The sequence below is a fragment of the Mycolicibacterium flavescens genome (assembly GCF_001722335.1).
GTDB lineage: Bacteria > Actinomycetota > Actinomycetes > Mycobacteriales > Mycobacteriaceae > Mycobacterium > Mycobacterium flavescens.
Genome location: NZ_MIHA01000013.1, coordinates 144,126 through 169,969, shown reverse-complemented (window position 1 = coordinate 169,969; position 25,844 = coordinate 144,126). Strand labels below are relative to the sequence as shown.

At 69.7% G+C, this 25,844-nt stretch carries 31 protein-coding genes; 8 read left to right on the top strand and 23 right to left on the bottom strand.

Annotated features, from left to right (window positions below; all coding sequences use genetic code 11):
• Positions 1 to 16: 16 nt before the first annotated feature.
• The gene (locus BHQ18_RS18370; protein WP_069415066.1) at positions 17 to 205 is read left to right on the top strand and encodes a hypothetical protein; all 189 of its coding nucleotides are present in this window, start codon (positions 17 to 19) and stop codon (positions 203 to 205) included.
• Positions 206 to 219: 14 nt separating this feature from the next.
• On the opposite strand, the gene BHQ18_RS29885 is transcribed toward BHQ18_RS18370, so the two are convergent.
• Both BHQ18_RS29885 and BHQ18_RS18360 read right to left on the bottom strand, forming a co-directional pair.
• Entirely contained in the window at positions 220 to 567 is a 348-nt protein-coding gene (locus BHQ18_RS29885; RefSeq protein WP_069415065.1) for a hypothetical protein, read from the bottom strand.
• 4 nt (positions 568 to 571) lie between these two features.
• Positions 572 to 1,060, bottom strand: a complete 489-nt coding sequence (locus BHQ18_RS18360) for a lipoprotein LpqH (protein WP_069415094.1) — start codon at positions 1,058 to 1,060, stop codon at positions 572 to 574.
• A gap of 434 nt (positions 1,061 to 1,494) precedes the next feature.
• Between BHQ18_RS18360 and BHQ18_RS18355 the strand changes: the two genes are divergently transcribed.
• Complete coding sequence (locus tag BHQ18_RS18355) at positions 1,495 to 4,128, top strand: LuxR C-terminal-related transcriptional regulator (RefSeq protein ID WP_069415064.1); 2,634 nt, start codon at positions 1,495 to 1,497, stop codon at positions 4,126 to 4,128.
• A 58-nt stretch (positions 4,129 to 4,186) separates the two neighbouring features.
• Positions 4,187 to 6,793, top strand: coding sequence for a LuxR C-terminal-related transcriptional regulator (locus tag BHQ18_RS18350; protein WP_069415063.1), 2,607 nt, complete (start codon positions 4,187 to 4,189; stop codon positions 6,791 to 6,793).
• Positions 6,794 to 6,797: 4 nt separating this feature from the next.
• Here the strand turns inward: BHQ18_RS18350 and BHQ18_RS18345 are convergent, their stop codons facing one another.
• On the bottom strand, positions 6,798 to 7,214 hold the full coding sequence (locus BHQ18_RS18345; protein WP_069415062.1) for an STAS domain-containing protein: 417 nt from the start codon (positions 7,212 to 7,214) through the stop codon (positions 6,798 to 6,800).
• A gap of 229 nt (positions 7,215 to 7,443) precedes the next feature.
• On the opposite strand from BHQ18_RS18345, the gene BHQ18_RS30780 reads away from it, so the two are divergent.
• The 3 genes from BHQ18_RS30780 to BHQ18_RS18335 all read left to right on the top strand — a co-directional run bounded on the left by BHQ18_RS30780 (position 7,444) and on the right by BHQ18_RS18335 (position 8,870).
• On the top strand, positions 7,444 to 7,569 hold the full coding sequence (locus tag BHQ18_RS30780; protein WP_264010305.1) for a hypothetical protein: 126 nt from the start codon (positions 7,444 to 7,446) through the stop codon (positions 7,567 to 7,569).
• A 245-nt stretch (positions 7,570 to 7,814) separates the two neighbouring features.
• On the top strand, positions 7,815 to 8,225 hold the full coding sequence (locus BHQ18_RS18340) for a hypothetical protein (RefSeq protein ID WP_131815708.1): 411 nt from the start codon (positions 7,815 to 7,817) through the stop codon (positions 8,223 to 8,225).
• A 15-nt stretch (positions 8,226 to 8,240) separates the two neighbouring features.
• Positions 8,241 to 8,870 (top strand): hypothetical protein, encoded by a 630-nt coding sequence (locus tag BHQ18_RS18335; protein ID WP_069415061.1) that lies wholly within the window; start codon positions 8,241 to 8,243, stop codon positions 8,868 to 8,870.
• A gap of 3 nt (positions 8,871 to 8,873) precedes the next feature.
• On the opposite strand, the gene BHQ18_RS18330 is transcribed toward BHQ18_RS18335, so the two are convergent.
• The 14 genes from BHQ18_RS18330 to BHQ18_RS18265 form a co-directional block, all read right to left on the bottom strand.
• The gene (locus BHQ18_RS18330; RefSeq protein ID WP_165614572.1) at positions 8,874 to 10,232 is read right to left on the bottom strand and encodes a cytochrome P450; all 1,359 of its coding nucleotides are present in this window, start codon (positions 10,230 to 10,232) and stop codon (positions 8,874 to 8,876) included.
• Positions 10,233 to 10,287: 55 nt separating this feature from the next.
• On the bottom strand, positions 10,288 to 10,773 hold the full coding sequence (locus BHQ18_RS18325) for a pyridoxamine 5'-phosphate oxidase family protein (protein WP_069415059.1): 486 nt from the start codon (positions 10,771 to 10,773) through the stop codon (positions 10,288 to 10,290).
• Positions 10,774 to 10,803: 30 nt separating this feature from the next.
• Positions 10,804 to 11,079 (bottom strand): hypothetical protein, encoded by a 276-nt coding sequence (locus BHQ18_RS18320; protein WP_069415058.1) that lies wholly within the window; start codon positions 11,077 to 11,079, stop codon positions 10,804 to 10,806.
• A 45-nt stretch (positions 11,080 to 11,124) separates the two neighbouring features.
• Positions 11,125 to 11,721 carry a TetR/AcrR family transcriptional regulator gene (locus tag BHQ18_RS18315; protein ID WP_069415057.1) on the bottom strand — a complete coding sequence of 199 codons (597 nt, stop codon included), beginning with the start codon at positions 11,719 to 11,721 and terminating at the stop codon, positions 11,125 to 11,127.
• Complete coding sequence (locus tag BHQ18_RS18310) at positions 11,708 to 12,610, bottom strand: oxygenase MpaB family protein (protein WP_069415056.1); 903 nt, start codon at positions 12,608 to 12,610, stop codon at positions 11,708 to 11,710. The genes BHQ18_RS18315 and BHQ18_RS18310 overlap by 14 nt, the downstream gene beginning before the upstream one ends.
• 105 nt (positions 12,611 to 12,715) lie before the next feature.
• Entirely contained in the window at positions 12,716 to 12,961 is a 246-nt protein-coding gene (locus BHQ18_RS18305; RefSeq protein WP_069415055.1) for a hypothetical protein, read from the bottom strand.
• Positions 12,958 to 13,446 carry a transport-regulating membrane protein Mce1N gene (locus BHQ18_RS18300; protein WP_069415054.1) on the bottom strand — a complete coding sequence of 163 codons (489 nt, stop codon included), beginning with the start codon at positions 13,444 to 13,446 and terminating at the stop codon, positions 12,958 to 12,960. Before BHQ18_RS18300 ends, BHQ18_RS18305 begins: the two co-directional genes overlap by 4 nt.
• Positions 13,443 to 13,808: a hypothetical protein gene (locus tag BHQ18_RS18295; RefSeq protein ID WP_069415053.1), complete on the bottom strand. Its 366-nt coding sequence runs from the start codon at positions 13,806 to 13,808 to the stop codon at positions 13,443 to 13,445. The genes BHQ18_RS18300 and BHQ18_RS18295 overlap by 4 nt, the downstream gene beginning before the upstream one ends.
• Before the next feature lie 19 nt (positions 13,809 to 13,827).
• Positions 13,828 to 14,283 carry a hypothetical protein gene (locus tag BHQ18_RS18290; protein WP_234794224.1) on the bottom strand — a complete coding sequence of 152 codons (456 nt, stop codon included), beginning with the start codon at positions 14,281 to 14,283 and terminating at the stop codon, positions 13,828 to 13,830.
• The gene (gene hemB / locus BHQ18_RS18285) at positions 14,280 to 15,260 is read right to left on the bottom strand and encodes a porphobilinogen synthase (protein ID WP_069415051.1); all 981 of its coding nucleotides are present in this window, start codon (positions 15,258 to 15,260) and stop codon (positions 14,280 to 14,282) included. The genes BHQ18_RS18290 and hemB overlap by 4 nt, the downstream gene beginning before the upstream one ends.
• 16 nt (positions 15,261 to 15,276) lie before the next feature.
• Positions 15,277 to 16,941, bottom strand: a complete 1,665-nt coding sequence (locus BHQ18_RS18280; protein ID WP_069415050.1) for a bifunctional uroporphyrinogen-III C-methyltransferase/uroporphyrinogen-III synthase — start codon at positions 16,939 to 16,941, stop codon at positions 15,277 to 15,279.
• A 53-nt stretch (positions 16,942 to 16,994) separates the two neighbouring features.
• A complete protein-coding gene (hemC, locus tag BHQ18_RS18275) occupies positions 16,995 to 17,918 on the bottom strand; it encodes a hydroxymethylbilane synthase (RefSeq protein WP_109789336.1) in 924 nt (307 codons plus the stop codon).
• Positions 17,919 to 17,960: 42 nt separating this feature from the next.
• Positions 17,961 to 19,361, bottom strand: coding sequence for a glutamyl-tRNA reductase (locus BHQ18_RS18270; protein WP_069415048.1), 1,401 nt, complete (start codon positions 19,359 to 19,361; stop codon positions 17,961 to 17,963).
• A gap of 91 nt (positions 19,362 to 19,452) precedes the next feature.
• Positions 19,453 to 19,701 carry a glutaredoxin family protein gene (locus BHQ18_RS18265; protein WP_069415047.1) on the bottom strand — a complete coding sequence of 83 codons (249 nt, stop codon included), beginning with the start codon at positions 19,699 to 19,701 and terminating at the stop codon, positions 19,453 to 19,455.
• A 53-nt stretch (positions 19,702 to 19,754) separates the two neighbouring features.
• Between BHQ18_RS18265 and BHQ18_RS18260 the strand changes: the two genes are divergently transcribed.
• Both BHQ18_RS18260 and BHQ18_RS18255 read left to right on the top strand, forming a co-directional pair.
• Entirely contained in the window at positions 19,755 to 20,645 is an 891-nt protein-coding gene (locus tag BHQ18_RS18260; RefSeq protein ID WP_069415046.1) for an HAD family hydrolase, read from the top strand.
• Positions 20,646 to 20,659: 14 nt separating this feature from the next.
• Entirely contained in the window at positions 20,660 to 21,190 is a 531-nt protein-coding gene (locus BHQ18_RS18255) for an FAS1-like dehydratase domain-containing protein (RefSeq protein ID WP_069415045.1), read from the top strand.
• Positions 21,191 to 21,269: 79 nt separating this feature from the next.
• On the opposite strand, the gene BHQ18_RS18250 is transcribed toward BHQ18_RS18255, so the two are convergent.
• The 6 genes from BHQ18_RS18250 to BHQ18_RS18230 all read right to left on the bottom strand — a co-directional run bounded on the left by BHQ18_RS18250 (position 21,270) and on the right by BHQ18_RS18230 (position 25,831).
• Entirely contained in the window at positions 21,270 to 22,331 is a 1,062-nt protein-coding gene (locus BHQ18_RS18250) for a lysophospholipid acyltransferase family protein (protein ID WP_069415044.1), read from the bottom strand.
• Between the two features lie 38 nt (positions 22,332 to 22,369).
• Positions 22,370 to 23,443, bottom strand: a complete 1,074-nt coding sequence (locus BHQ18_RS18245) for an SDR family oxidoreductase (RefSeq protein WP_069415043.1) — start codon at positions 23,441 to 23,443, stop codon at positions 22,370 to 22,372.
• 31 nt (positions 23,444 to 23,474) lie between these two features.
• Positions 23,475 to 23,576: a 30S ribosomal protein bS22 gene (locus tag BHQ18_RS29175; RefSeq protein WP_003402602.1), complete on the bottom strand. Its 102-nt coding sequence runs from the start codon at positions 23,574 to 23,576 to the stop codon at positions 23,475 to 23,477.
• Positions 23,577 to 23,720: 144 nt separating this feature from the next.
• Entirely contained in the window at positions 23,721 to 23,978 is a 258-nt protein-coding gene (locus tag BHQ18_RS18240; RefSeq protein WP_069415042.1) for a helix-turn-helix domain-containing protein, read from the bottom strand.
• A 127-nt stretch (positions 23,979 to 24,105) separates the two neighbouring features.
• Positions 24,106 to 24,987 carry a pyrroline-5-carboxylate reductase gene (gene proC, locus BHQ18_RS18235; protein ID WP_069415041.1) on the bottom strand — a complete coding sequence of 294 codons (882 nt, stop codon included), beginning with the start codon at positions 24,985 to 24,987 and terminating at the stop codon, positions 24,106 to 24,108.
• A 31-nt stretch (positions 24,988 to 25,018) separates the two neighbouring features.
• Positions 25,019 to 25,831, bottom strand: a complete 813-nt coding sequence (locus BHQ18_RS18230; RefSeq protein WP_069415040.1) for a thioesterase family protein — start codon at positions 25,829 to 25,831, stop codon at positions 25,019 to 25,021.
• Positions 25,832 to 25,844 lie beyond the last annotated feature (13 nt).

Sequence of the window (25,844 nt, the reverse complement as noted above, 5' to 3'; positions counted from 1 at the left end):
GCGTCACCGTGGTGTCATGGCCACCGATGGAAACCGAGATGAGCTCCTCGACCGGTTGCCGCTGCCGTACGCCACCGCGCTGCGGTTGCGCGAGGCCGGCTGTCCGGACGACGTGATCGCCGAACGGGTCGGTGTGGACATCGACGCGTTTCCGATCTTCATGAGGGTGGCCGAGGCCAAAATGGTGGCAGCCCAACACAAGTGACGGACCGCCACCGGTCAGCACGGGCCGGGGATGAACAGATACCAGCACTGCCCCGGCGGCAGCGCAGGCGTGATACCCGGCGGCGGGGGTGGCGGCCCCGGCGGATTCGGTCCGTCCCAGATGTTCTGCGCCACATTGCCCTGCCCGTGATACACGTAGTAATACGTGTGACAGATGTTGTTGTCCCACACCACCGGATTGACCCGGATGTTGCCGGTGGCCACCGGCGGATCACCAGGACACCAGGTGTAGGGACCACCCGGCGGGGTCTGGGCGCCGGCGACACCGGCGCCCAGTCCCGCACCGCACGCGGTCGCGACCGTTGCGACCACCGTCGCGACGGCTTTCATGCGCATGCTCATCGCGTCATCCCGGGCAGGACACGGAGATCTCGAACGGCTTGCTGATCGGCTGCATGGGGTTGGCCATGTCGATCCCGCTGGCCGTGCCGGTGATCGTGTAGGTGGTGCCGTCCTTTTCGGCCGTCGCCTCCCCCTGACCGGCGCCCTGCTGGTAGCCGAGGGTGACACCGTTGACGTTGCCGAGCGCCACCGACTGCACGGCCGGGGCGTCGCCGGTGCCGACCACCGCGGCGATGCCGGTGGTGGCCTCGCCGATCACGATATTCATGTTGCCGGCCATCTCGGTGCACACCACCGTCCCCGACACGTCCTGATCCTGTCCGTCGATGCTGACCTTGGCGGTCGAATCGCCGGCCGCCGGTGTGGCTGCGGCGGTTTGGGTCGTGGAAGCCTCGTCGTTCGGGGTGGCGGACTTGTCCTCCGAGGAACACCCCGCGCCAGCGGCGATCACGAGCGCCGCGGCGCCCAGCGCGGGACCGATTGTTCTGATCATCGTCATTCTCCTATTCCTGGTTTGATTGTTCAGCACGGCAGCGGCGTGCCGGTGAAAAGATCAGTGCCGCAGCGGGAATCACGGATCCCCGAACCGGGGGGCGGAGGCGGCGGAAGCGCAGGCGCCGCCGCCGGCGGCGGAGGCGGCGGTCCGGGTGCGGGCTCGACGTATCCGGGCGACCCCCCGGCGACCGGTGCCACGTCCTCGTCGAGAACCCCTACCAACAATGGCGTGATGCTCAAGGCGGCCACCGCACATGCGGTGAGCGACCGTCGAACGAACTGTGTGTTAGTCATGGCGGAAACGTAACGACGGGCGCCGGAGGTGACTGGGGTAAGCCGCTACCCCAGTTCCGCGCCCGGCACTACTCCACACACGTCCGAAGTTGTGTTCGGTAGCCCTCGCAACGCGTTGCGGCCGGATACGATTCGGCGATGATCCGCCGCTGGCCTCTGGTCGGGCGTTCCGAAGAGCTGCAGATGATCGCCGAGGCGACGCGGGCAGGCAGGGGGCATGCCCGCGGGATCGTGCTGTCCGGATCCGCCGGTGTCGGCAAGACCCGGCTGGCCCGCGAGGCGGTCGAGGCGTGCGCATCGCGGATGTCTTCGCGGCACTGGATCGTCGGCACCGCGTCGGCGCGCAGCGTCCCGCTCGGCGCGTTCGCCGACATCGCCAGCGACTTCGGCCCGGACCCGCTGCGCCGGGTCCGCGAAGTCATCGACGGCCTGATCGGCGGTCGCGGCGACGTCGTGGTCGGGGTCGACGACGCGCACCTTCTCGACGACCTGTCGGCGTTCACCGTGCACCAACTGGTGACACGCCAACTCGCGACGGTGATCCTGACGATCCGCTCCGGTGAGACGCCGCCGGACGCGATCACCGCGATCTGGAAGGACCACCGGCTCGAACGCCTTGAGCTGCAACCGCTCTCGCTACCGGAGACCACGAAGCTGCTCGAGCACATCCTCGACGGCCCGGTGCATTCGCTCAGCGCGCAACGACTCTGGCAGTACACCCGGGGCAACGCGCTGTACCTGCGCCACCTGCTCGACAGCGAAGTCGACGCCGGACGGTTGGCGCGGCGGTCGGGAATGTGGCTGTGGGACGGGCGGCCCGAGCTCTCGCCGACGCTCGCCGAGTTGGTCGAGGCGCGGATTGCACAGGCGCCGGCTGCGGTCGGTGACGTGCTCGACGCGCTGGCGGTCGCCGAACCGCTGGGCAGCGACGTGCTGGCCGCGGTGACCGATCCCGACGCGCTGGCCGAAGCCGAGGCCCTCGGCCTGGTCACGGTGGACACCGCGGCGCGGCCGCCGTCGGTGCGGGTGGCGCACCCGATGCTCAGCGAGGTCCGGCGCACCGGATCGCTGCGGATGCGACGTCTGCGCGGGCGGATCGCCGGCGAGCTCGCCAAGAAGGACGTCACCGACCCGCGGGACCTGGTCCGGCGCGCTGTGCTCACCCTCGAATCCGACTCACCGCCCGACTCCGCGCTGCTCAACGCCGCCACCTGGGCGGCGATGCAGCTGCTCGACCTGCGGTTGGCCGAAACACTCGCCGAACGCGCGGTGAGCGTCGGCAGCGGGCTCGAGGCCAAGATGACCCATGTCATGGCGTTGAGTTGGCAGGAGCGCGGACACGAAGCCGAAACGGTGCTCGCCGAACTCGCAGAACAGACCACCGGCCCGATGCGCGCGCAGATCGCGCTGCTGCGCGCACTGAACTTCGCGGTGATCCTCAACCAGACCGGCAACGCGCAGGCCGAACTCGATGCCCACGTGCCGGCCGACGACGAGGCCGCCCGGCCGGTGGCCGAGTCGTTGCGCGCGCTGATCGACGTCGTGCGCGGGCACGCCGCGACCGCGGTGCAGCGGGCCACCGCCAACCTCGGCGTCGCGTCCGACAACGCGCTGGCCCAGATGCTGTCGGTCTTCGCCCTGGTCAACGGGCTGGGCGAGCTGGGCCGCGTCGCGGAGATCGAACCTGCCGCCGCCCGCGGCTACCGCCTGGCCGACCGGTCCGCCGAGGTGTCGCACCTGCGGGTGCCGCTGGCGTTCCTGCACGCCTACGCCTACCGCCCCGCAGGCGCGCTGGCCGAATCGGACGCCGCTATCGCGCGGATCCGGCTCGACACCGTCGACGTCCCGTTCGAGGGCTCCTGGCACGTCGCCGAATCGTGGCACGCGTTCGTGGCCGGCCTGGCGGTGGTGAACCGCGGCGGGCTGACCGAAGCGCAGCGGCTGTGCCGCGAATCGCTGACCGACATCGGCAGCGACCACAGCGGTCGCATGCGTAAGCGGTTCGCGCGGCTATGGCTGGCCACTGTCGACGCGATGGCCGGGGAAGCCGCCGACGCGCGTCGCGAGTTCGCCCCGATCTGCCAGTCGGATTCCGACCCCGACGCCCGCGGCTGGCATTCCGAGCGCGCGGTCGCCGAGGCCTGGGTGTGCGCGGCCGAAGGTGCGGTGTCCGAGGCGATCGCGGTGCTGCGCGCGGCGGCCCGCAGCGACCGTGAGCTGGGCAGGCCGGCGTGGGAGGTGCTGCTGCTGCAGACCGCGACGCAGTTCGGTGACCACACCACCGCCGAGCGCCTCGCCGAGTTGATCACCGCGGTCGAGGGCCCGCGGGCTTCGGCGGCGGCCGCCCACTCGTCGGCGCTGGCCGCCGGCGACGGCGAGGCACTGCTGGCCGCATCGCGGGGCTACGAGTCGTTCGGTGATCGGATCGCGGCCGCCGACGCCGCCGCGCAGGCGGTCGCGGTGTCCCGGGCGGCCGGGCTGCGCGGCGCCGCGATGACCGCCGCGGCCGTGGCCGAACGGTTGGCCGCCGAATGCGGGGGCGCGCTGACACCGGCGTTGGCCGCGGTGTCCCGTCCACAGCCGTTCACCGCGCGCCAACGCGAGATCATCTCCCTTGCCGCGCAGGGTTTTTCCAACAAGGAGATCGCCGAGCGGCTGACCATGTCGGTCCGCTCGATCGAGGGCCACCTGTTCCGGGCATCCCAGCGGGTCGGGGCCAACAGCCGCGAACAGCTGATCTCGATCCTGACCGGCAGCGCACCCGGGACGTGATCCGGCCGCGCTGGGCGACTTCTCACGGAAAACCCCACCGCAGGCATAGAATTTGGCGGTGATCCGCCAGTGGCCCCTGGTCGGACGGTCCGAGGAACTGGCGGTGATCGCCGAGGCGACCCGCTCGGTCGGGGACCGTGCGCGCGGGGTGGTGCTGTCGGGCGCGGCCGGTGTGGGCAAGACCCGGGTGGCCTTCGAGGCGGTGGCAAGGTGCGGGCCGCCGAGCGCGCGCAGGCACTGGCTGGTCGGCACGGCATCGTCGCGCAGCGTCCCGCTCGGGGCGTTCGTCGAGATCGCCAGCGAGTTCGGGCCCGATCCGCTGCGCCGGGTCCGGGAAGTGATCGACGCGCTGATCGGCGACGCCGCGCCCGGTGCGGTGGTGGTCGGGGTCGACGACGCCCATCTGCTCGACGACCTGTCGGCGTTCACCGTGCACCAACTGGTCACCCGGCGGCTGGCGACGGTCATTCTCACCATCCGCTCCGGTGAGACCCCGCCGGACGCCATCACCGCGATCTGGAAAGACCAGCACCTCGATCGGCTTGAGCTGCAGCCCCTTTCACCGGAGGAGTTGAGCCGGTTGGTAGAGCAGGTACTGGGCGGCCCGGTGGACTCGTTCACCGCCGAGCGGTTGTGGCAGTACACGCAGGGCAACACGCTGTATCTGCGGCACCTGCTCGACCACGAGGTCGACGCGGGGCGGGTGACGCGCCGCGCCGGGGTGTGGCTGTGGAACGGTCAGCCCAGCCTGTCCCCCACGCTGACCGAGCTGCTCGAATCCCGCATCGCGCAGGCACCGGATTCCGTGCGCGACGTCCTGGATGCGCTGGCGGTGGCCGAACCACTCGAATCCGACGTGCTCGAAGCCGTGACCGGAGCCGACGCGCTCTCCCAGGCCGAGTCGCTGGGCCTGATCAGCGTCGACTGCACGGCGCGGCCGGCGTCGGTGCGGCTGGCCCACCCACTGCTCGGCGAGATTCGGCACACCGGTTCGCTGCGGATGCGCCGGGTCAGCGGCCGGATCGCCGCGGAGTTGGCCCGCAAAGGCTCCCCCGATCCCCGCGCCCTGATCCGACGCGCGGTGCTGACACTGGAATCCGATCTGGTTCCCGACTCGGAGCTGCTGCTCGCCGCCGCGTCGGCGGCGATGCAGTTGCTCGACCACCGGCTTGCCGAACACCTCGCGGAACGCGCGGTCGCGGTCGGGGGCGGGCCGTGGGCCAAAATCGCCCGTGCCATGGCGATCACGTGGCAGGAGCGCGGCGTCGAGGCCGAGGCGGTGCTCGCCGAACAGGCCGCCCAGGCCTGCGGGCTCGAGCGGACGCAGATCGCGATCCTGCGCGCGATGAACTTCACGCTGATCCTCGGCGAAGTGGGCAGCGCCGAAGCCGAACTCGAACTGTTGCCCGTCGACGACGTCAACGCACAGTCGATCGCCGCGGCCCTGCGGCCGTTGATCCAGTTGGTGCGCGGGCACTCCCGGACCGCGGTGGCGATGGCCGACACCGCGTCGGCCGTCTCGCCGGGTAGCGACGTGGCGACGATCTTCTTGGCCTGGGTGTATGTCACCGGCCTGGGCGACCTGGGGCGTGTCGACGAGATCGATGCCGCCGCCAAAACGGGCTATGCGGTGGCCGACCGGTCACCGGAATCGGGACACCTGTTGCGCCGCTTGGCACTTCAGGAGACCCACGGCTACCGCCTGGCAGGGATGCTCGCCGAGTCCGACGCCGTGATCGAGCGCATCAGGCGCGACACGCTCGACGTCCCGTTCGAGGAGTCGTGGCACCGGGTGATGGTCGGACTGTCGGCGATGAGCAGCGGCGCGCTCGGCGACGCGCGCCGGTCGCTGCGCGATGCACTGGCCTACCTGGGCCCCGGCGACAGCGGGCGCATGGTGAAGACGTTCGCCAGGACGTGGTTGGCGACGGTGACCGCGATGCTCGGTCTGGCCCCGGACGCCCGCCGGGAACTCGAGGCCCTCCAGTGGTGGGCGCGGGACCCGCAGGCGTGCATGTTCGACCCCTACCGGTCGCTGGCCGAGGCCTGGGTATGCGCCGCGGAAGGTACCTGCTCCGAGGCGATTTCGATCCTGCGCGCGGCCGCGCGACGAGAGGATGAACTCGACAGGCCGGCGTGGCAGGTGGTGCTGCTGCAGACCGCGACGCAGTTCGGCGACCACACCACCGCGGGCCGCCTCGCCGAGTTGGCAACAGTGGTTCAGGGCCCGAGAGCGCCGGCCGCCGCCGCGCACGCCGCCGCCCTGGCCGACGGCGACGCGGACGCACTGCTCGCGGCATCGCGGCGCTACGAGTCGTTCGGTGACCGGGTCGCAGCAGCCGACACCGCAGCCCAGGCCGTATCGGTCTATCAGGGCCGCGGGCTGCGGGGCGCCGCGATGACCGCGTCGGCCGTCGCCTCACGGTTGGCGGCCGAGTGCCAGGGCGCGCGCACGCCGGCGCTGTCGGCGGCCGCGGCGCCGCAGGTGTTCACCGCCCGGCAGCGCGAGATCATCTCGCTGGCCGCGCAGGGGTTGTCCAACAGGGAGATCGCCGAGCGGCTCACCATGTCGGTCCGTTCGGTCGAGGGCCACCTGTTCCGGGCGTCACAGCGCGTCGGCGCGAACAGCCGCGAGCAGTTGATCGCGATCCTGCGCGGTTCGTGACCCGTCACCCCTGGTCGACGACGGGGAAGCGACGGGCCGCGCCGGCGACCGTCAGCACCCTCTCGACGGCTTCGGAGGTGATCAGCGCCCACGGCAGACCGAGCTGCCGGCAGCGGTCGTCGACGTCCACCAGCAGCCGCATGCCCGCGAGCGCGAAGAATTCGACGCCGCTGCAGTCGAGCACGGTCCGGTGACCGGGCGCGACGAACTCGTCGACGTGGTCGCACAGCGCGCCGGTGTTGCTCGCATCGATGTCGCCGACGACCTCGACGATCAGGGATTCAGGATGCAGCGCGGGGCCGACCAGGCGCGACGGGCGGTGCATGACGTGGTGACGCCGCAACAGCAGCGTCGGGATCAGGGCGAAACGCGCCGCCCCGCCGCTCGTCAGGTCGGGACACGCGCAGACGCTCGGCGTCATGGGCCTCCTCGTGCCGACGGGATCGCCACCATCCTGTCGAGGCCACCGGACCCCGCTTTTGCCCGTTCCGGACAAGCGCGAACCGGGCGGTTGTCCGAAATCGACAGCGACACCCGCGGTTTCTCCGCCCTCCCGACCTCGGCGACGCGAAATCCCGTGCTGGACTGGCATTTTATTTTTTCTGGGGTATGGTCGCGAATTGATGGAGAAATGCTAGCGGGAGGTAAAAATGGCTAGTAAGTCCCAGGGCGCGACGCTGAAGAAGCCGTCGAAGACGCTCAAGGAGCGGCGAGCAGCCAAGCGGGAGAAGATGGCCCAGGAGATCGTCCCCAAGCGTAAGCGGGCCGACCGGTAGCCGGGGAACCACGGTCAGCCGCCCGACGCAGCGGGGTCGACAGCCCAACTGAATTGTCCGGCGAATAAAGCGGAGCCGATCCGGCCGACCATTGTTTTGCACGCCCATTCACGAGGCGAATTGAATTGCAATCAATGGTCGGCCGGATAACGCTGTTTGCAGAGTTTTCTTTTGAGGAGAGACATGAACGTGATCAAAAAGCACAGGCGTACAGAGCGATGGAGGGGCAGCGAGTTGTGGCGACGGTGAATCTTGACGCGCGCATCGGCGCGGCGACCGAGACCAGCGATACGCACGCCCAGCCGGTGACGGTCCATGAGGCGCTGCGCCGCCTGCTCGACGAGTTGGCCGAGGCCTCGCCGCCGGCCGAACGGGGCCCGGCATACCGCGCGGGGTTCAGTGCCGGTATCCGGTTCGCCCGCATCTGCGTACTCGACGAGATCGCCGCGGCCTCCGGGTATCTGGACCGGATCGCGATGACCAACGGTTCGCGACGTGACCGCGAATCGGTCCGCATCCGGGCCGCGGTCCGGACCATCGGGCGGCGACTGGGCAACGAGATCGCGCTGGGCGACGACGACGGCGCCGACGGTTACCGGGACGCGATCGCCGTCGCGCAAGAAGTAGTTTCCGGCCTGCGGGCCACCAGCACCTGAGAGTGAGGATCTGTCATGACGATTCAGAAGACCATGCTTTCGCCAGTGATGCTGTTCGGTCAGGACGACGACCTGTCCGAAGCCATCGCGGCAGCGTGTCGACAGCACGGCATCGAGACGTCGCTGGGCGACGCGGCCTGCGGGGGGCCCTCACGGGCGTCCCCCGAGACAGGTGACACCCCGACCCGCTCGGCCGCCTTCATCGTCGCGGCCGACGCCGCCGAATCCCTGTTCGGCAAACCTCTTTCACCCTCGTCGCGCCGACGGCTGCGGGCCTGCGAGAACACCATCTGCGACGAGGCCGTCACCGCCGCCGACACCCAGGGGGTACGCCGGGTTCTGGTGGTCTGCGACGCCCGGCCGCTGTCCTTCGGCCAGCGGCTGCGTGTCGAGCGCTGGGCCCGCGACCTGGCCCACCGGATCGGCTACGAGAGCCGGATCAACGGCTTGACCGAGGTCACCACCTCCTACGCCGTCGTCGAGACCCAGGCGGAGGTCGCCGAACTGGCCGGCGCGGTCGTCAACTGGCACCGGGGCGGGCACCCGGCCGACAAGTCGGTGGCACCGGATTCCCACAGTCCGCCGCTGCCGCGGCTGGGCCTGCGAAGCGGGGAACAGGCACCCGCGCTGGCGGGCACCCGCTAGACATCAGGTCCGGGGCCGAAGGCGGGCCCGGATCGGTCCTTTGGCCACCGTCGTCAGCGGAACCTCACACTCGAAACCTTCGTCGACGGAGTCGATTTCCATCGCGCGCACGATGGTCGCCAGCGCCAGCGTCGTCTCCAGCCGGGCGAAATGCTCGCCGATGCACGGCCGGCCCCCGCCGAGGAACGGCAGAAACTCCCACCGGTTACGGGCCTTGACGTTCTCCGGGCTGAAGCGCTCCGGGTCGAACTGCGTCGGATTCGGCCACAGCTTCGGATCATGGTGCAGCCCATACAATCCCACCGCGACCAAGGTTCCGGCCTCCACCCGGTAGCCGTCCACGGCGATGTCGCGCGTCGCCAGCCGGGCCACCCCGGCGGCCGGCGGGCACAACCGCAGCGCCTCGTGCAGCACCTGCACGGTGTAGCCCAGACGCGGCACGTCTTCGGGGGTGAGTTCGCGGTCCCCGATCGCGGCCGCTTCGGCGGCCACCCGCTTCTGCGTCTCGGGGTGGTGGCCGAGCACCCACAGCGCGTACGTCAGCGCGGTCGAGGTGGTGTCGTGCCCGGCGAGCATGAAGATCAGCAGGTCGTTGGAGATGTCGTCGTCGTCGATGGGCAGGCCGGTCTCCGGGTCCCTGGCGTCCATCAGCGCCCGCACCAGCGGGGCGTCGCGGTCCGGGTCGGTGCGGCACGCGCGCACCATCTCGTCGGTGATCTCCTTCATCTCGGCGACCGCCTTGCGGGTCCGGCGGCGGGCCGGGGTGGGCAGCCAGCGGGGTGCGCGCACCGGCCGGAAGGCGCGGTCGGTGGTGTAGGAGGACGCCACGTGCATGCACCGGGCGATGACGTCGCCGCGCTCGTTGAGGTCGACGCCGAGCACCGAGCGGCCCAGGGACTGCATCGCCACCCGGCGGCACTCGATGTCGAGGTCGACGTCGCCGCCGTCGGGCCACCGGTCGACGAATGCCTGCGCCGCCCCGGACATGTGACCGCCGAAGTTGCGGACGTTGTGCTTGGTGAACACCGGTTGCAAGGCGCGTTTGCGGGGCCGCCACAGCTCGTTGGGCAGCACCCACAGGCTGTCGCCGGCCATGTTGCGGACCTCGTCGTGGTAGATGCAGCGCTCCGAGGACGCGTCGGAGCGGCCCAGCACGTCGCGCATGCCGTTGGGCGACATCACCGCCACGATCGGCGGGTACACCCATTTCGGCCCGAACTGGATCCGGGTGATCGGACCGCCGGCGTCCCGGATGACCTCCTGCCCGGTGTCGAGCCTGCGGACCAATTTCACCAGCTGCCGGATCGGCAGCGGATTCTTCGGGACCAGCGGCAGCGCGGAGACGTCCGACGTGGTGGTCATGTCACTGATCATCGCCTAGGCAGCGGCTGTGCGGGACATTCACGACGCAGACATTTCACAACGAAGTCCAGGACAGCGGGACGCCTTCGCCTTTCGTCATCACGGCGGCGGGCATGACCCGGAGGCGGTAGGGGCTCAGCCGCAGCGCCGCGAACTCGTCGGACGTCGGCCCACCGCTCCACGCCGGGATGATCCGCGGGTCGTAGCCCACCGGGGCGGGCCCGTTGGCGAACTTGTCCCAGACCGCGGTCCTGGTCTCGTCGTCGACGTACCACTCGACCAGGCACTCGGCGCTGCAGGTGTCGTGGCTGGGCGCCCAGTAGCTGACCGACACCTCGGGGTGCACCGCCAGGTGGCGCTTCTTGACCGGGCTCGGCACCGTGGCGATCCAGCCGAACAGGTCGGTGCCGTCCCATTCCCAGATCGGATGCAGGATGCGGGTGCGCGGGCGGCTGTTGGCGTCGACCGTGGCCACCGAGGCCCACACGATCGAGTGGGCCATCTCGACGAAAACCGGCGCGATCTGCTCGAGTGTGCTCACGCGACCCAGCCTAGGTGGCGGGGCGCGCGCTCAGCCCTGCTTGGTGTCCTTCTCGCCCTCGCTGAATTTGGGGTTGCCGTCGTCGTCGATCCAGTCGTTGACCGCGGTACCGGCCACCGCGCCTCCGGTGCCCGGCATCTTGGTCGTCGGCCGGTCCTCCTCGTAGGGCTTGTGCATCTCCTTGGCCTTTTCCCGGTGTTCGTCGGTGACCTCGGGTTTGTCCGTCGTCGGACGCTCTTCCTGCTCGTCGAGGACGTTGTGGTGTTCGTCGGTGCGGGGCTCGGCGCCCTGTTCTTCGCTGCTCATGGGACACGACTGCCCGATGAGCCGATTTGCGAAACGCAATACGGACTAACGGGCCGGGACCGTGCGCAGCGCGGCGGGCAGGCTCGGCAGGAAATGCTGGTAGGCGAACGCCCGGATGTCGTCGGCGGTCTCCAGCGGCTGCGCGCTCGGCAGCAGCAGCACCATCACCGCGTAGCGCAGGATGGTGTCGGCCAGTTCGTCGACGGCCTGGGCGCCGATGCGTTCGGCGAAACCGGCGGGGAAGATGATCCGCAGCGCCTCGGCCATGCGGGCGATCGCGGCGTCGTAGTGGCGGTGCGCCAGTTCGAGCACCAGCGCCGGCTCGTCGACCATCATCCGGTGCAGCACCCGGTGCCTGCGGAACTTCAGGATCGACAGCGTGAACGCCTCGACGTAGTAATTGGACTGCGGCTCAACGCGTTTGATCTCGTCGGCGATGTCGGCGAACAACGCGATGTTCTCGCGCTCGGTCACCGCGGCCACCAGTTCGTCGCGGTTGGCAAACCGCCGGTAGATCGTGGTCCGGCTGACCCCCGCGCGGCGGGCCACGTCGTCGAGCGCGACCCGGCGGAAGCCGTGCCGCTCGAACTCGATCACTGCGGCGTCGAGGATGGCGCTGGTGGCCGCGTCAGGCCCGGGCATAACCCTTTTGGGCGTAGCCGTTGTACCGCACCTTCATCGGCAGGCGGTCCCACACCCAGTTCACCGGTCGCGACCGCCACAGCGCGGCGAACCGCTGGTAGCGCCGTTCCTGGCGCTCGCTCCACGGCAGCCCCAGCAGTTCACGCGTGCGCGGGGGCATCCCGCCGGTGGTCAGGAACGCGGCCACCGGGTTGAACACCGGCGCGATCAGCCGCCACGCCCACGCCGGGACACCCTTGGGGCAGGGGAATCCCTTGGTGACGTAGCCGACGCCGTACTTGGCGGTCGGGTGGGCGACGACGATCTCGTCGATCATCTTGTCCCAGTACCGCTCGAAGTCGTCGTAGGTCGCCGGCATCACCCGGTCGCTGACGCCGTAGCGCCGGTACCAGGTCTTGGACTCCAGGTAGATCTGCTCCTTCTCCGCGCGGGTCAGCCGCTTGACGAACGTGTCGGCGAAGTACAGCACCTGGTCGACGAACGTCGCGTGCGCCCAGAAGTAGGTCTCGGGGTCCAGCGCGTGATAGCGACCGCCGCCGTACTCCGGGGCCATCGTGCCCTTGATCTCGGTGTGGAAGTCGCGCACCTGGGTGCCCGGGTGGTCGTCGTCGCTGCCGTAGACGGTGTTGAAGATCGGCGGCAGCGATCGCTTGACCCGCGCGGCGGTGTCGTCGAAGAACACCGAGTGGTCCAGGACGCCCTGGCCCAGTTGCGCGAGCATGTTCTGCAGCACCGCCGGCCGCGGCCCGATCAGGTACATCCGGTTGTCGCCGAAGTAGCGCCAGACCAGTGACTGCGGCCCGAGCGGCAGCGCGTCATCATGGGCGGCGTCGGGGGCGGTGTCTCGGGCAGCGTCGATGTCTTCGGGCTTGTCCACCAACTCGGTCATGCGACACAGTGTTACAAATTCTGAACTTTGTTCCAAGTGGGTGTGAGCGGCCTCACCGAGTGAGTAGCCACGGTCGTGGTCGCCGTCGCGGAGCGACCAGGATTGCTATTTCGCGGTGCGGGCCCGGCGCCGGATGCGCGCGACCGCCAGCACGATCAACACGCCGGCGACCGTTGCCAGCAGCAACGACAGCCCGATCAGCGGCGCGCTGTACTGCACCGACGTGGTCTGCGGTTCGCCTTCGAGCACCGGCGGCACCACGATCGTCGTGTCGGCGGACAGAAAGCAGAGCACGGCGCCGACAAGCGCGGCCGCACCGAGAACGAGTTCGACCGCCGACCGCACGCTCATGCGCGTTCCGGCGGGATGCGTTCCTCGACCACCTGGGTCAGGATTTCCCGCAGCTTCTGGTGCTTACGGGCCCACGCCTGCGCGGAGCGGTCGTTGGTCATCTTCAGCCCGATGCCGGTGCGCCCGCGCGGCACCCCGGTCAGCTCGCCGAGCGCCCGCGCCGACTGCCATTTCGGGGCTTCGGCACCGCTGGCCTCGGGGTAGATCCGCACGATCTCGTCGGTGCTGATGATCTCGGCGCCCTGGCGCAGCCACTCCGGGGTCAACTCCACCGAGGTGTGGATGCGCGCGGCCTTGACCTGGATAGCGAGGAACCCGGTGACCAGGACGAAGAAGATGCCCGGCACCAGCAACTGCACGCCGTACCCCGCCGAGGCCTGGATCAACGCCATCGCGATGCCCGCTGCCGGTCCCGCGGCGATCCACCACCAACTCGCGCCCTGCTCGTAGAAGAGCACCTGCTTCGAGGCACTGTTGTCGGTCACGACGGCTCCCCCTGTCCGGCCGCGCTGGGCCTGGTGATGAGCACGGCCCCGGCGATCAGCGGGAAGATCGCCAGCACCGTCACGATGTGCACAATCCCCATCAGCGAGAGCAACGCGATCAGCGCGACGACCGTCAGCGCGAGCGCGACACCGGCCCGGCGGAAGCGGGCGTCGCCGCCGCGGACCCGGCCCGCCAGAAACGCCAGGCCCCCGCCGGCGAGGACCGTCAGGATTCCGGCGCCGCGGAACACCGCCGGCAGGTTCACCGAGGCCGCGATCATCCCGCCGACCATCAGCATCACGGCCGCGGCCACCCAGCACCAGAAGGCGGCGGTGACGGGTCGCGGGACGGGAGCGGTCATGGTCGGTCAGCGTATCGGGTCACCGGGTGAAGTAGCCGTTGGCGTCCTTGCGGTGCAACAGGTAAGCGCCGCCGACGATCGCCACCACCCCGATGATCGCGGTCACCGCGAACGTCACCGCGGCCGCGGGCGGGCGTTCGACGCCGAACAGGTTGGTCGCCGCGTAGACGACCGCCGCGACACCGCCGCCGGTGAGCACGGTGCGCGCCCACCGGTAGCCGTGGCGCATCAGGATCAGGAACGTCAGCACCACGGCCGCGATCATCAACACGAACACCACCGAGAACGCCACCACCGGACCGGGCAGCCGCGGTGTGCGGTCGTTGACCAGCAGGTCGACGAGTTGACCGGTGATCATCATCGGCAACGCCAGCACCCACAGCCAGAAGCCGGTGTCGACGTCGTCGGGCCGCTGCGGCGGCTGATCGTCATTGCCGGGATCGACGGCCGGCCAACCACCTTGCTGTGGATTCACCGCAACCATCCGGCGGCCTCGGCCGCCCAGTAGGTCAGCACGATGTCGGCGCCCGCGCGTTTGATGCTGGTCAGCGTTTCCAGTGCGACGGTGCGCCGGTCGATCCACCCGTTGGCGGCGGCCGCGCTGATCATCGCGTACTCGCCGGAGACCTGGTAGGCCGCGACCGGCACGGGCGAGATGTCGGCGGCCGCACGCACCACGTCGAGGTAGGCCATCGCGGGTTTGACCATCACCATGTCGGCGCCCTCGTCGATGTCGAGTGCCACCTCGTGCAGCGCTTCGCGGGCGTTACCCGGATCCTGTTGGTAGGTGCGACGATCGCCCTGCAGGCTGGACGCGACCGCTTCGCGGAACGGGCCGTAGAAGCCGGACGCGAACTTCGCGGCGTACGCCAGGATCGCGGTGTCGGTGTGTCCCGCGGCGTCCAGACCGTCGCGGATGGCGGCCACCTGCCCGTCCATCATGCCGCTGGGCCCTACCACGTGTGCGCCTGAATCCGCCTGCGCAACAGCGAGTTCGACATACCGTTTGTTGGTGAGGTCGTTGTCGACGCGGCCGGCGGCATCGAGGACACCGCAGTGCCCGTGGTCGGTGAACTCGTCGAGGCAGGTGTCGGCCATCAGCACCGTGTCGGCGCCGAGGTCACCGGACAGGTCACGCAGGGCGACGTTGAGGATGCCGTCCTCGGCCACCCCGGCCGAACCCGTGGGGTCCTTGTCGTCGTCGCGCGGCACCCCGAACAGCATCAGACCGCCCACCCCGGCCGCGACCGCCTCGGCGGCGGCGCGGCGCAGCGAGTCGCGGGTGTGCTGGACGACGCCGGGCATCGAGGAAATCTCCCGCGGTTCGCCGATACCGTCGGCGACGAACATCGGCAGCACGAGATGCCTTGGCTCCAGCGATGTTTCGGCAACAAGCCGACGCATGGCCGGAGTCGAGCGCAACCGGCGCGGGCGGTGCCGGGGGAAACCCATCAGCGGCTCCTCGCGGTCAGCGGCGGCGGCTCTTCTTACGCGGCGGCGGCAACGCACCCTCGGCGCGCAACCGGGCCGCGTGCTCGGCGAGCGCTTCGACCAGCGGACCGACCGCGGCGACCTCGGGCTGCACATCGACGCGCAGACCGAACTCCGCCGCGGTCTCGGCGGTCTTGGGCCCGATGCACGCGACGATGGTGCGGGCGTGCGGCTTTCCGGCGATGCCCACCAGGTTGCGCACCGTCGAGCTCGAGGTGAAGCAGACCGCGTCGAACCCGCCGGTCTTGATCATCTCGCGGGTGTGCGCGGGCGGCGGCGCCGCGCGCACCGTGCGGTACGCGGTGACATCCTCGATCTCCCAACCGCGTTCGCGCAGCCCCTCGGCCAGCGTCTCGGTGGCGATGTCGGCGCGCGGCAGCAGCACCCGGTTCACCGGGTCGAAAACGTCGTCGTAGGGCGGGAAGTCGTCGAGCAGGCCGAGCGAGGACTGCTCACCGCTGGGCACCAGCTCGGGGTTGATCCCGAACGCGCGCACCCGGTCGGCGGTGGCCTGACCCACGCACGCGATCTTCACACCCGAGAACGCCCGGGCGTCGAGGCCGAACTCGTTGAACTTCTCCCACACCGCGCGCACCGCGTTGGTGGAGGTGAACACCACCCACTGGAAACGGCCGTCGACCAGACCCTTGACGGCGCGCTCCATCTGCGCCGGGCTGCGCGGCGGCTCGACCGCGATGGTGGGCACCTCGATCGGCAGTGCCCCGTGCCCCACGAGCTTCTCGCTCATCTCACCGGCCTGGTCCTTGGTGCGCGGCACCAGCACGGTCCAGCCGTACAGGGCGCGGCTCTCCCACCAGTTCAGCTTCGCGCGGTTGGCCACGGTCTTGCCGATCGTGACGACCAGCGGCCCGGCCAGCGGCCCGGCCGGTTCGACGCCGGCCGGCTTGTCCAGCGCCGCCTTGTCGAGCAGCCCGGCCAGCGTGGTCTCGACCGAACGCTGTTGACACGTGGTGCCGTTCGCGGTGACGACCACCGGAGTGGTGTCGGTCAGCCCGTACTCGATCAGCGTGCGCGCCGCGTCGGGAAGATGGCTCGCGGTGGCGTGCAGGATCAGCGGTCCGGGCGCGGCGGCCAGCGCCGCCCAGTCGACGTCGGGCGAGCGGACGTCGGCGACGGTGTGCGCCGAACCCAGCGGCAGACCCGCGTAGGTGGGCACCGCGGTGGCGTCGGGCAGGCCGGGGATGATCTCGAAGTTCACGTGCGACTTGGCCAACGCGGAAACCTCGGTGATCACCGCGTCCGTGGACAGCGGGTCACCGGCGACCAGGCGCACCACGTCGACACCGGTGCGCGCCTCGGTGGTCAGCGTCTTGGCGACCTCAGCGGGATCGCCGACCGCGGACCGGATGTCGGGCCCGCCGGGCAACGCACCCGCGGAGTCGTTGTCGGCCGCACCGTCGGCCGCCTCGGCCGGTTCGGGACCCGACGGCGGCGGCAGCTCGGTACCCACCAGGGTCAGCACCGCTTCGGGCACATCGGGATCGGTGAACACCAGCGCTGCATTGGCGAGCACCGCGCGAGCCCGCGTCGTCAGCAGGCCGGGGTCGCCAGGACCCGAGCCGACGAACGTGATGCGGCCCGGCTTCGGCTTGCGGCCTCGCCCGCTACTCTGGGCAGTCATCTCAGTCACTCATCTCTCTGCTCTTCGCTCGCGCTCATCGCAGCTCTGCACGTTCATTTGGTATCCGCCATGAGCTCGCGCGCCCCGAGGTCGAACAACTCCTCGGCCACCGAGAGCCCCAGCTCCCGGGCCCGGTCGGGAGTCCCGACAGCGGACGCGCGGATCACGTCGGATCCGTCCAGCGTCGCCACACAGCCGCGCAGCGACACTTCTTCGAAGACGTTGCCGTCCTCATCGATGGACTCGACCACCTCGGCGATCGCGCCCACCGGTGCGGAGCAGCCCGCCTCCAGTCGGCCGAGCAGGGCCCGTTCGGCGGTGACCGCGGCACGCGTGTCGGCGTCGTCCAGCTCCGCCAGCAGCGCGGCAAGCTCGGAGTCGTCCCCGCGGCACTCCACCGCGAGCGCCCCCTGAGCCGGCGCTGGCAACATCTGCACCGGCTCGAGAGTCTCGGTGACATCGGCCAGTCGTCCGATCCGGGCCAGGCCCGCACGTGCGACCACGATGCCGTCGAGTTCACCGTTACTTACCCTGCTCAACCTGGTATCCAGGTTGCCTCGTAGGGGGCGGATTTCCAAACCGAGACCCAGTGCTCTAAGCTGTGCCGCCCGCCGCGGGCTCGACGTGCCGATCAGCGATCCCGCCGGCAACTCCCCGAGCACCAGGCCGTCGCGGGCCACGAGGGCGTCGCGCGGGTCCTCACGCGGGGGTGTCGCGGGGATCGTGAAGCGCGGGTCGTCGGCGGTGGGCAAATCCTTGTGAGAGTGCACCGCGGCGTCGACGCGGCCGTCGAGGATGGCCTCGCGCAGGGCCGCGGTGAACACTCCGACGCCGATGTCGGCGATCGGACCCTGGTTGCGGTCGCCCTCGGTGGAGATGATGACGAGTTCGGCGTCATGGCCTCGGGCGATGAGCGCGTCTCTGACGGTGCCGGCCTGCGTCGTCGCCAGAAGGCTGCCCCGAGTGCCTATCCGGATCGGGCTCGAGCGTTGCGGCCGGGGGGATGGGCTAGTCAAGCGCTACTCGGCCGCCTTATCGAAATCAGATGTAGCAGAACGGAATTCGTCACCGCCAGCGATCCACGGCAGATCATCTCGGTCGGCCACTAGGGGTAATTCGGGTCCGGCGACGGCGTCGACGGCCTGTTGGTCGAGCTCGAACAGCTCACGCAGCGCCTCGGCGTAGCTGTCACCACCGGGCGCGCTGGCCAGCTGTTTGACCCGCACCGTGGGTGCGTGCAGCAGCTTGTCGACCACCCGCCGCACGGTCTTGGCCACCTCGTCGCGGTGGGCCGCGTCGAGCCCCGGCAGCCGGTTGTCCAGCCGCAGCAGCTCGGCCTCCACCACGTCGGCGGCGCGTTGCCGCAGCGCCGTCACGGTCGGGGTGACCTCGGCCATCCGCTGGCCGGCCAGGTAGTTGGCGACCTCGGCGGCGACGATCGTGCGCGCGGCCTCGGCGTCGGCGGCGGCGGCCCGTGCCGACGGCTCGCGCTGGATGCGCTCCATGTCGACGACGTAGACCCCCGGCAGCCCGGCGACCGCGGAGTCCACGTCACGCGGCATCCCGAGGTCGCAGATCACCAGCTGTTTGGGCTCCTGACCGTGGGCCAGGCCGCGGTGCACGTCGGCCAGCGAGACCACCGGCCGCACCGCGCCGGTGCAGCTGACCACCACGTCGGCGTCGGTCAGCAGCGGCGGCAGATGGTCGAACGGGAACGCATCGGCCTCGATGCCCAGTTCGCGGATGTTGTCGGCCAGCCGTTTGGCCCGCGGCAGCGACCGGTTGACCACGTGGACGCATTCGACGCCGGCGCGGATCAGGTGTTTGGCGGCCAGCGAACCCATCGACCCGGCGCCGATCACCACCGCGGTGCGCCCGGCCAGCGAGCCGAGTTTGCTGTCGGCGATGTCGAGGGCCACCGACACCACCGAGGCGCCCGCGGCGTCGATACCGGTCTCGGTGTGCACCCGCTTGCCGACCGACAGCGCGCGCTGCGACAGTTCGTGCAGCGTGCGGCCGACGGCGTGGTTCTCCTCGGCGGCGGCGTAGGCGCGGCGGACCTGCCCGAGCACCTGCTGTTCGCCGATCACCGCCGAGTCCAGGCCGGAGGCGACCGCGAACAGGTGCTCGACGGCGGCCTCGGCGTAGCGCACGTAGGCGTATCTGGTCAGGTCCTGCAGGCTCATCCCGGAGTGCTCGGAGAGCACCTGCCCGATCACCGACAACCCGCCGTGGAACGCCTCCACAACGGCGTACACCTCGACGCGGTTGCAGGTGGACAGGACCATGGCCTCGGTGACGAGCGAGGACTGCAGCACCTGCTCGACGATCTTGGCCTGATCGGACTCGTCAGTACTCAACTGTTCGAGAACGGACACCGGCGCGCTGCGGTGCGAAACCCCGAAAAGCAGCACGCTCACGGCATCATCACCACGTCATCCAAGGTAGTCGTTGGACAGTTAGCTCACCAAATTCCCGGTGAATCTCACGTAACAACGCTTATGCGCACAATCATCCGAGGTCGGCGCGCAGCCGGGGCTCATCGACCTCCCAGTAGCTGTGCTCACGACCGTCGAGCAGGACCACCGGCAACCGGTCGCCGTACTCGGCCCGCAGCGTCGAATCACCGGACGCGGCGGCCGCGTCGACGTCGGTGACCGCGAGGGCGAAGCCCAGCTCGCCGGCGAGTTCGGAGAGCCGGGCCGCCGCCGCGGTGCAGATCGAACAGCCGTCGCGCGTCAGCAGCTCCACCCGGTGCATGCCGCCAGTATCACCGGGCGGCGCCCGCCGGTCGATAAATTAGGGTTGATCTCGTGTCTCGTGACCTCGAAGCCGACCAGCAGCGCGTTGCCGGTGAGGCCAGCGCCGAGGCCGCCGTCACGGAGGTCTCCCTGCCCGGCGAGGCGTCCGAACCGGCCGCACCGCCGCCGGATCTGACCGCCGCCGCGTTCTTCGACGTCGACAACACGCTGGTGCACGGTTCGTCGCTGCTGCATTTCGCCCGTGGGCTGGCCGCCCGCAAGTACTTCACCTACGGCGACGTCGCGAAGTTCGTCTACGCGCAGGCCAAGTTCCAGTTGACCGGCCGGGAGAACAGCGAGGACGTGGCCGCGGGCCGGCGCAAGGCGCTGGCGTTCATCGAGGGCCGCACGACCGCGGAGTTGATGGCCGTCGGCGAGGAGATCTATGACGAGATCATCGCCGACAAGATCTGGCCGGGCACGCGGGCGCTGGCGCAGATGCACCTTGACGCCGGCCAGCAGGTGTGGCTGGTCACCGCGACGCCCTACGAGCTGGCGGCGACGATCGCCAAGCGGCTGGGCCTGACCGGGGCGCTGGGGACGGTTGCCGAATCCGTCGACGGGGTGTTCACCGGCCGGCTGGTCGGCGACATCCTGCACGGCACCGGCAAGGCGCACGCGGTGCGGTCGCTGGCCATCCGCGAGGGGCTCAACCTGCGCCGCTGCACCGCCTACTCGGACAGTTTCAACGACGTGCCGATGCTGTCGCTGGTGGGCACCGCGGTCGCGATCAACCCGGACGCCGACCTGCGTGACCTGGCCCGCGAGCGCGGCTGGGAGATCCGCGACTTCCGGACCGCGCGTAAGGCGGCGCGCATCGGGGTGCCGTCGGCGCTGGCGCTGGGGGCCGCCGGCGGGGCGTTGGCGGCGATCGTGTCGCACCGCCAGGAAAGCCGCCGCTGATAGGCTCGCCCGCCATGGCGATCGCAGAGAACATCATCGGGACCCACTACCGGTACCCCGACTACTTCGAGGTGGACCGGGAGAAGATCCGCGAGTTCGCCACCGCGGTGCAGAACGACCACCCCGCGCACTTCACCGAGGAAGCCGCCCGGGAGTGCGGGTTCGACGCGCTGATCGCCCCGCTGACGTTCCTCGCGGTGGCCGGCCGGCGGGTTCAGATGGAGATCTTCAACCAGTTCGACGTGCCGATCAACATGGAGCGGGTGCTGCACCGCGACCAGAAGATCGTGTTCCACCGGCCGATCGTCGCCGGCGACCGGCTCTACTTCGACTCGTACCTGGATTCGGTGACCGAGTCGCACGGCGCGATCGTCACCGAGGTCCGCGGCGAGGTCACCGACGCCGACGGTCAACCGGTGCTGACCAGCGTCGTCACCGTGATGGGTGAGGCGCAGTCCGACACCGAGGCCGACGAGATCAGCGAGCGCATCGCCGCCCGGCGCGACGAGGCGATCAAGAGCATGATCGCCAAGCAGACCAAATAGACGCGTTGGCCGAGTGGCCAGTTATGGCGCACGGAACCGCCGAAAGCGCGGGTTAACTGGCCGCTCGGCGGGAAAGAGCTCAGCCCAGGAACATGTTGCGGCGGTTCGCCAGCAGTTGGTAGAGGGTCTGCTGGATGGTTTCGCGGACCTGGTCGGTCAGCTCGAAGGTGATCATCGGATCGTCGGCGGCGGACTCGTCGTAATCCGCGGTCTCGATCGGCTCACCGAACTGGATGTGCCACTTGGACGGCAGCGGGATCATCCCGGCGGCGCCGGCCAGCGGAAAGAACGGCGTGACCGGGAAGTACGGCAGACCCAGCAGCCGGGCCAGCAGCTTGACGTCGGCGATCATCGGATAGATCTCCTCAGAACCGACGATCGAGCACGGCACGATCGGCGCCTTGCTGCGCAGCGCGGCCGACACGAACCCGCCGCGCCCGAAGCGCTGCAGCTTGTACCGGTCCTTGAAGTGCTTGCCGAGGCCCTTGTAGCCCTCCGGGAACACAGCGGTCAGCTCACCGGCGGCCAGCAGCCGGTGCGCGTCGGCGGTGCAGGCCATGGTGTGGCCGGCCTTGCGCGCGGCCTGACCGACCATCGGCATGTCGAAGACCATGTCCGCGGCGAGCAGGCGCAGGTCGCGGTGGGTGGGGTGGTGGTCGTGTACGGCCACCGAGGCCATCAGCCCGTCGAACGGCAGCACGCCGGCGTGGTTGGCCACGATGAGCGCCGCACCGGTCTCGGGCAGGTTCTCGACACCGCTGACGTCGACGCGGAACCAGGAGTTGAACAGCACGCGCAGCACCGGCAGGATCACCGAGTTGTTGAGGTGTGGATCGAACCCGAACTCGTCGACGGTGTAGTCACCCGTCATCCGCTTGCGCACGAACTCGGCGACGGCGGCGATGCGCCGGGCGAGTTCGGTGGGGGCCTCCTCGACAGGCGGCGCCGAGCCGCCGGCCCGGAGCTCGTCGATCTCGCGGACGACGGCGGCGATCTCCTCGGCCGACGCGCCGGCCGGGTCCGAAAGCATCGACGGGTGCCTACGCGAACTCTGCGCCCGCGCGGCGTTGCGTCGCTGAACCGCTGCTCGGCTCGAATTCCCGTGCAGCGGAATGACTTTCGCCTTGGACTCGCCGGCCACAGTCGTTACCTTCTCCCCCACCCGATTAGTTGCTGTCTCTACCGTCCCCACCGCTGCGCCACTGAGACGGCCCGACTCTCCATTGAGCGTACCCACCGCGGATCGACGATCGGCGTCAATCCGCGACCCCGGACGTAATCGTCAAAGGCCTCCACAGTGGTCCATTTTGGGCTATAACCGAGCTCACTTCGCATCCGCGAAGTGTCCATGACCCGGCCGTAACTCATGTAGTCCAACTGCTCGCGGTCGAGTTCAGTGTAGCGAGTTGCGCGCCGCAGCGAATCCACCGCCCAGAGCGCCGATCGGGGCACCGGCAGCGGGATCCGCCCGGCCCGCCGGATGGCCTGACTCATCATGATCACGCCCGCCGCGCCGATGTTGAACGTGCCGGGTTTGCCGGCCATCGTCGCCCGCTCGAGCGCACCCAGGGCGTCCTGTTCGTGCAGCAACTGCAGCCGCGGGTCGTGGCCGATCACCGTGGGCACCACCGGACCCGCGAGGTAGCGCGACAACGCGGTGTCCATCGCCGGGCCGATCATGTTCGCCAGGCGCAGGATCGTGACCGCGATGTCGGGACGCCGCCGGCCCAGCCCGCGCGCGTAGCCCTCGATGTCGATGCTGTCGCGGGCGAAACCCTCGCCTGGCGGGCGCCGCGCGCTGGTGTCCTCGGTGAACAGCACCGGGTCGCGCGCGCTCGAGCCGTATACCTCCGAGGTCGACTTGAGCACCACCCGCTGCACCGACGGCGCCTTCTGGCACGCCGCGAACAGCTGGATGGCGCCCATCACGTTGAGCTCTTTGAGCGTCGCCCGGCCACCGGAGCGCGGCGCGTAGGAGGCCGCCGCCGCGTGCACCACGGTGTCCACGTCGCCGTTGCGAATGACCTTGGCGATGAACGGGTTCCGGATGTCGGCGCGCACGAACTCCGCGCGCCCCATGCGCCGCAGGAGGTCCTTGCTCGGGGTGATCGCGTCAACCGCGATGACGTGGTTGATCAGCGGGTTCTGCGCCAGCCTGGCGGTCAGATAGCCGCCGAGGAACCGGCACGCACCGGTGACGAGCACGACCTTCGGATACTGCACGGCCTCGCGCGGCTCACCTTGGGAGTCCATAGCCGGTCAGCCTAGCGACCGCGCGCCGGGCCTACTTGCCGAGTTTTCTGCGCTGCACCCGGGTGCGACGAAGCAGCTTGCGGTGCTTCTTCTTCGACATGCGCTTGCGCCGCTTCTTGATGACTGAACCCATAAACTCCGCTACCTACGAATTACCAAAGCACTGTTGACTGACCCGGTTACTTTACCGGGCTGCCCAGGTATCCGCGAAAACGGCCCGGCAGGGGTGGGCCAGAGCCGGCGCTGTGGGAACACCGCCGGCCCGGGTGGGCCACCGTCAGCCGGCGTCGAAGTACGAGCTCTCCAACATGTCGTGGACGGCCTTGGCGTGGACCCGGAACGAGCGGCCGACGCGCACGGCGGGCAGTTCGCCGTTGTGCACCAGTCGGTACACCGTCATCTTGCTGACCCGCATCAGGCTCGCCACCTCGGCGACGGTGAGAAATTGAGCTCGTGGCTGTTGACCATCGGATCCGGCGTCTCGTGCGGACTTGCCGGCCGAATCCCGCGAGGATGGCCCGTTCATAGACGTCATCGCAACCCAATCATTCAGGCACGGGCAGTCCCAGCGGCTTCCCCACCGCTGGCACCGACCCGTGCTTACACGAGGAGAATAGCGTGGCTGATGGTGTTACTGCGACGGGTGTGGGCAATTAATCGAATTACTCAGATGTAATTCCTAGCTGCTCAGAGCGCCTTTTTGCGGCGTCCACCGCCTCGGCCACCGCCGCCCGCAAACCGCCCCTCTCCAGTTCCCGCAGACCAGCCGCGGTGGTACCGCCCGGGGAGGTAACGCCGGCGCGCAGCTGCGCAGCCGTCGTGTCCATCGTGACCTCGCCGGCGGCGCCCACCGCCGCGGCGGTCGCGGCGGCCTTGTCGAGGCGGTCCAGCAACATCGCGGCCGAGCCGGCCATCGTTTGCGCGACGAGATCGGTGGCCACCGACCGCGACAGCCCGGCCGCGACGCCGGCGTCCACCAGCGCCTCGGCCATCAGGAAGAAGTAGGCCGGACCCGAACCCGACACCGCGGTGACCGCGTCGAGCTGCGATTCGGGCACGGTCAGCACCCCGCCGACCGCGTCGAAGATCGACGAGACCTCCTTCATCTGCTCGGCCGTCGCGAACCGGCCGGCGGCCAGCGCGCTGATCCCGCCGCCGACGATGATCGGGGTGTTCGGCATGACCCGGATCACCGGCGAGCCGGCGGGCAGCTTGTTCTCGTAGAACGACGTCGGCACCCCGGCCGCGACCGTGACGAAAACCTGCTCGGCGGTGTCGCTTTCGGCACGGGTGGCGGCGTCGACGATCTCGCCGACCAGACCCTCCACGTCGCCGGGCTTGACCGCGACGATCACGTAGGTGGCGTGGCCGACCGCCTCGGCGACCGTCGTCACCAGCACCGAGTACTTGTCGGCCAGGTACTTCGCCCGGTCCGGGTGCTTCTCGGCGACCACCAGGTCCTTGACCTGACGACCGGCGCGCAACAGCCCCGACAGGAGCGCCTCACCGATACTTCCGCCGCCGACGATCGCGATTCTGGCCATGGTTGCAAAGCATTGCAGAACGCGGAAGCGGTTACTCGCTCGGCACCATCGCGAGTTGCCGGCTCTGCACGACGATGTGGCCCGCGCTGTCGACGACGATGTGGTCCTCGTCGAACCAGTCCTGGCCGATCTGCACCGTCGTGCACAGCACCCGCAGCCAGCCGTCGGCGGGCAGCGTGCGCAGGTACGCGGTCAGCTGCACGGTCGGCGCCCAGCCGAACCGGTTCACCCCGAACGTCACCGGCGCCGACACGTCGCCGCACAGCAGCGCGAACAACACATCGGGCGCAACGCCTTTGGGCCGCACCCAGTACTCGATGACGGGCGGTCCGCCGTCGGAGCGCGGCTCCATCGTCGTCAACGACGGACGGATGTCACATCCGCGCGCCAGGTGCACGATGTCGGCCATCGGGTGGCCCTCGCCGATCGATTCGAGCCCCGGCGGCGGTTCGGGCTGCATCAGCGGGATCACCGGGTTGACCGACAGCAGCGGCGGAACGTGATGCTCGGGTTCGCCCAGCGTGATCGAGGCCCGCACCGCGGTCCGCCCGCCCTGGTTGAGTTCGACGTCGATCAGGCTGATCCGCCGGCCGCGCTTGCGCACCGTGGTGACGACCTGCATCTGCCCCGGGTCCGGCGCCCACAGGAAGTTGCCCGACACCGCGATCGGCTCGACGCCCGGCTGGCCGTGCTCCATGCGCGCCGCATTCGCGCACAGCGCCAGCATCGCGCCGCCGTGCACCTTCGGGCCGATCGTCCAATGTTCGTTCAGCTCACCGTGATACACGCCATCACCGGTTGCGGTGAGCGCCATCGCGTCAGTGAACAGGGTCGAGCCAGACATGTGCGGGTCCTTC